Source organism: Okeania sp. SIO2F4 (assembly GCF_010672385.1).
Lineage (GTDB): Bacteria > Cyanobacteriota > Cyanobacteriia > Cyanobacteriales > Microcoleaceae > Trichodesmium.
Map to the genome: position 1 here is coordinate 1 of NZ_JAAHGT010000835.1, position 4,356 is coordinate 4,356.

Annotated in this window: 1 protein-coding gene; it reads right to left on the reverse strand. The window is 35.6% G+C overall.

Going from position 1 to position 4,356, the window contains the following annotated elements; genetic code table 11:
• Positions 1–541: 541 nt before the first annotated feature.
• A partial coding sequence (locus tag F6K22_RS33500) for a glycosyltransferase family protein (RefSeq protein ID WP_293108316.1) occupies positions 542–4,356 on the reverse strand: 3,815 nt, incomplete at its 5' end.

Consider the following 4,356-nt stretch of genomic DNA (forward strand, 5'->3'; position numbering starts at 1 on the left):
GATTGACTAATTATGAAAAATTTTTTCTTCTCTCTTGGGAGATTGGAGGCAAGCGTTTGCGCTTCGCAAAGCTTCGAAGTTCGCGTAGCGTCCCGGAGGGAACGGAGACCTCGCCATCCCATCCTAAGGTCATGCTCCGCTTGCCGACCGCTCTCTTGGTTGATTGGAGGCAAGCGAGGGGACCTCGCCATCCCTCAACCGCTTTTTTCCCCTATCCAAGGGGAGGCGCATACCCACAATTTCTCGGTAAAAATTCCTGAATATTGAAAAGTCTCTCAGTCAGAAAATTTAGTTGAATAAAAAGTCATGTATATGGGCGATATACCCCAGTTAACTTTTATCATATCAGAATTTTTGTGAGGATGCAACGGAAAATCCTTTGACGCGCGATTTTTTCAGGAGCTTCAGAGAATGAAAATGTTTGTGATTTTCCACTCAGGAGGGATGGGTGGAAAGATTGAACCATGAGAAAAATCTGATTCTAATCTTAAAAGTAGGAGAATAAGGGAGTATTTTTCAATCTTTTTTCCCTGTATTGCCTCTATATAGCTTCTATAAACTTCCCCAACATTTTTTCCTCATTCAACTTCTCAATAGTTCCTAATATTTCCTTGACTCTTTTCTCAAAACTATGATTTTCTCGGATATATTTTGCTAACTCTAATTTTTCTCCTCCATTCTGACTTTTTTGCTGCAAACAATCTTCTACTAATTTTGGCAAATATTCCGGGGAATTATAGGTAGAGATTTTACTTCCAAACACTTTTTCCAAACTTGAAATTTTGTCAGAAATAATCGTTGCTCCACAAGCTGCAGCATCAAATAAACGATTGGAAATAAATCCTTTTTCTCGCATGGTATCCCAATGGTCGTTTAATAATACGCCACATTTACTGTAATAACGTCGCAAAATTTCATTGGGAATATATTCTCCTTTTAAATAACCATCGGGCAATAAATTATCCCAGTTTGTTCCATAAACATCTACTTTTAAACCACTTTCTACTGCATCTTTTACTATCTGGCGATAAACTTTGCGAGAATTTCCGACAAACAAAATTTCTCCAACTTCTTCATAACCTTCTTTGTCTGGATAAAACAAATTTGGGTCGGTACATTGCAGTAAAGTTTGTACTGGAACATTTACTTGTTTTTGCAAATCCTCAGCATAGGAATGGGATGCCACAAATACTCGGTCATATTGTTCATATTCTTCTAGAGAAACTTTATCTGGATGACTAATATTCCACATCAAATTAATATGATAAGACTTGGGTTGATAACGACTTAAACCTCGAATCGTAATTGCTACATCATCTCCAAATATTTGTGGATTTTCCCACTCTGGCAAAATATCTATTCTGACGGAATGACCTAATATTTCAAACTGCCGTTTCATAGCTAAGACAAAATGATAGTCTCCCCATTCTTGCGCTTGTTTCCAGTCAGGAACTCCAATTTTTATGCCGATGCGGAAACTATTACTCATTTTTTCACGCAAAGCAGAAAATATTGTATGGGCACGATGTTTGTAAGTATGTTTTTCCTCGACTATTTTCTGTAATTCTGCCACTTTGGCTAATCTTAATTCCTCATTTGTTAGATACTCCCGTAATAAATTTTCCAGAGATTCGCGAGAATTATAAGTAGGCAATAGTCCGTCGAAAGATTCTTGATTTCCTAATTCTCCATTTGTCACAACTAAAGCACCAGACATAATGGCATCAAATACTCTGGAATTTGTGGAACCCCATTGTTTTGTGACTGAATTTGCATCATCAATTACTATTTTTGTGGAAGTATAAACTTGAGGCATATCTGTATAAGGCAAGGGTCCGCGATTATACTTTTTAAACTTATCAAATTTTTCCCAGTTATAGCCGTATAAGGCAAAGTTGAATGGTAAATTATCTGGTTCTAAAAAATTCATAATATCTCGCGGATATTTCCAGAAGCTTCCTGTGAAACAATAGTCAGATTTATATTTATTGTCTAGTTGGGAATTGATTTTTTCGGAGTTGAGGACAACTCCTACTTCTGAATTTTTCTCTACTTCAGTTTTGCCTGCTTCGGGAAATTTATTGCCTACTTCAGAAGGGATTTTTCCTGATTCTTGTGAAATTGCTACTTCTGAAATTTTCCCTACTTCAGAAGTAATTTTTCCTGATTCTTGTGAAATTGCTACTTCTGAATTTTTCTCTACTTCAGTTTTGCCTGCTTTGGGAAATTTATTGCCTACTTCAGAAGTAATTTTTCCTGATTCTTGTGAAATTGCTACTTCTGAAATTTTCTCTACTTCAGTTTTGCCTGCTTTGGGAAATTTATTGCCTACTTCAGAAGTAATTTTTCCTGATTCTTGTGAAACTCCTACTTCTGAAATTTTCCCTACTTCAGTTTTGCCTACTTCGGGAAATTTATTGCCTACTTCAGAAGTAATTTTTCCTGATTCTTGTGAAATTGCTACTTCTGAATTTTTCTCTACTTCAGTTTTGCCTGCTTCGGGAAATTTATTACCTACTTCAGAAGGGATTTTTCCTGATTCTTGTGAAATTGCTACTTCTGAAATTTTCCTTACTTCAGTTTTGCCTGCTTCGGGAAATTTATTGCCTACTTCAGAAGTAATTTTTCCTGATTCTTGTGAAATTGCTACTTCTGAATTTTTCCCTACTTCAGAAGTAATTTTTCCTGACTCTTGTGAAATTGCTACTTCCGAAATTTTCTCTACTTCAGTTTTGCCTGCTTCGGGAAATTTATTGCCTACTTCAGAAGGAATTTTTCCTGACTGGTTTAAATTTTCTACTTCTGAAATTTTCCCTACTTCAGTTTTGCCTACTTCGGGAAATTTATTGCCTACTTCAGAAGTAATTTTTCCTGATTCTTGTGAAACTCCTACTTCCGAAATTTTCTCTACTTCAGTTTTGCCTACTTCGGGAAATTTATTGCCTACTTCAGAAGTAATTTTTCCTGATTCTTGTGAAATTGCTACTTCTGAATTTTTCTCTACTTCAGTTTTGCCTGCTTTGGGAAATTTATTGCCTACTTCAGAAGTAATTTTTCCTGACTCTTGTGAAATTGCTACTTCCGAAATTTTCCCTACTTCAGAAGTAATTTTTCCTGACTCTTGTGAAATTGCTAATTCTGAAATTTTCCTTACTTCAGTTTTGCCTGCTTCGGGAAATTTATTGCCTACTTCAGAAGTAATTTTTCCTGATTCTTGTGAAATTGCTACTTCTGAATTTTTCTCTACTTCAGTTTTGCCTGCTTCGGGAAATTTATTACCTACTTCAGAAGTAATTTTTCCTGATTCTTGTGAAATTGCTACTTCCGAAATTTTCCCTACTTCAGAAGTAATTTTTCCTGACTCTTGTGAAATTGCTACTTCTGAATTTTTCTCTACTTCAGTTTTGCCTGCTTTGGGAAATTTATTGCCTACTTCAGAAGTAATTTTTCCTGACTCTTGTGAAATTGCTACTTCCGAAATTTTCTCTACTTCAATTTCACCTACTTCTGGAATTTTATTACCTGGTTTACTTATCATTTCTTCTTCACTTCTGAATTCTTTAAATCTTTCCTCATTAGTAGCTATCCTAACTACCGTTGCAGGTTTAAATAATTTCTGTTGAATATAATCAGCAGATTTTTGAGAAGAACACCAGAAACAATCATAATCTCCTGCTGATTTTTGAGACGCCCAAACTTCAAACCAATTTCTTGCCCAAGCAACTTTTACCAAACTAGATTTAGCATTTTCTATTCTTTCTAAATCATAATCGTGACGCATAACTACAATTACATCTAGCCGCGTCATATCATACCAATCTTCTCCTTCTGAAATATAGTAAACATCCCATCCAAATTCTTTAACTAATTGTTCTCCTAATTCCACCGCTGTAAAATAATCTCCTGCGGAAGCTGCCATATCTGCTTCTGTTACAGCAAAACCAATAGTTAAAGGATGACCAGTCCAATACATTCCTTTTTCAAAAAAATCTTGTAGATGTTTCCTTCGTAAATAATAGGCATATCTTGCTTCTATTATTGGGCGATTTTTCAGGATTTTCTGGATAAATTCTTTGCCCTTATTAAACCGAGAAAAACCACGATTATGAAAAGCTGTTAAATGATTAGCACTGATAATTTCTTTCCCTAACTTTTGTCGGATAGTCAAACATAAGTCTACATCCTCATAACCATAAAAGTAGTCTTCATTAAAACCTCCCACTTTCTGAAAATCTTCCCGCCGACACATCATTAAAGCTCCAGTTACAACAGGTACTTTCCAAGGAGCAGATTGTACTTTTAATAATTGCGGAGCATAACGAACTTCAAAAGGATAAAAAGGTTCATTTTGGCTGA